This window comes from Pseudaestuariivita rosea (genome assembly GCF_017592335.1).
GTDB classification, from domain to species: Bacteria; Pseudomonadota; Alphaproteobacteria; order Rhodobacterales; family Rhodobacteraceae; genus Parasulfitobacter; species Parasulfitobacter rosea.
On the sequence record NZ_JACNMP010000079.1, the window covers coordinates 1 to 1,316 of the forward strand.

The 1,316-nt window shown below is 57.1% G+C and carries 1 protein-coding gene; it reads right to left on the minus strand.

What is annotated here, in order from left to right:
- Positions 1–1,316 (minus strand): recombinase zinc beta ribbon domain-containing protein (locus H7848_RS19625; RefSeq protein ID WP_208354661.1); only part of this gene is annotated, 1,316 nt, incomplete at both ends.

A 1,316-nucleotide genomic window follows, 5' to 3' on the forward strand; every position in this document is an offset into this window, starting at 1 on the left:
CCCTGTCTCTCCGCCATTTTACAATTTGTGTTGTTCATATCGTCTAACACCTTGAAGGGTATGGATGTTTTTGGTGTTCGAAGTCCTGATTTTCGGGCGTAGGGAATTTGCTCAGTGAAGACCAGGCGCAGGACGGTGTTTTGCAGGGCGATATGGCCGGTTTGCCAGAGTTTCCAAGGGTTTGCGAGGAAGGCCATCGCGTGTTCGAACATTTCGCCGAAGGGGCGCTGGATTTCTTGTTGTTTGGTCAGTTTTTCGTCCAGGATCAGCTTTTGCCGCTCCATCTTTTCGATCCGCTTTTCGTAAGCCGCGATCAGAGTGCGGCTGTCTGTATCGATAATTCGGTCGAGTAGCTCTTCGGTTTGTTTCTCCAGTCTGGTCCGTTCCGTCTGGATCAGACGCCGGTCCGCTTCGATATGTCCGGCCCGTTGACCCCAGGCGGTCTTGAACAGGGTCTGGGTTATGGTGAAGAGACGCTTAGACGGCGTCAGGCTTTGCAGCAGCGTGTCAAACTCATTGTGCAGCACATCGCGGCGGATGGATTTGCGATAGCTGGGGCAGCCCTTGGCGTGGCAGAGATAATACGGATGCTTCTTGCCCGACTTGCTGGTGGACCAGCAGGCGGTCAGCGGCGTGTTGCAGTCATCGCAGAGGATAAAGCCTCGCAGCGGAAAGTCCGCGCTGATGTCCTTGCGCGCGGGCGCACGGGCGCCGTCTTTGATCCGCTGTTGGATGCGCTGATAGGTCTCCAGCGAGATCAGGCCCTCATGATGCCCCTTCCTCAGCGAGACATCCCAGTCCGGGATTTCGATGTAACCTGCAAAATGAATGCGCGTCATCAGCCGGATGATGCGCTCAAACCGGATCGTGCCATCGGGGAAGTCTTTCGGAAAGGCAGGCTTGCCTTCCAGAAAGCGTTTCACCTCGGCCTGGGTTTCAAAGCGGCCTGTCGCAAAGCCCTCCAACGCATCCTGAATAATGGAGGCCAGCGGTTCATCGCGCACCAGCATATTGCCATGCCCGGGCTGGCGTTCGTATTTATAGCCAATCGGCGCGCGGAACACCCAATACCCATTCAGCGCCCGGCCGCGCATCCGGTTCTTGGTCTGCTCACCGTTTTTCTGGCGCTGGTGTTGTGAGACCGAGGCCAGCAGGTTCTCGACCAGAATGCTGTCACTGTCGTCCCCGAACTCGATCGACGGACTTTCTAGCTTGCCGCCTGCCTCGGCCAGAAGCGCGCGCAACTGCCAATGCCCCACCACATCGCGGGCGAAGCGGTTGATGTCATCAATGATCACCACGCAGGTCTGGGTCTG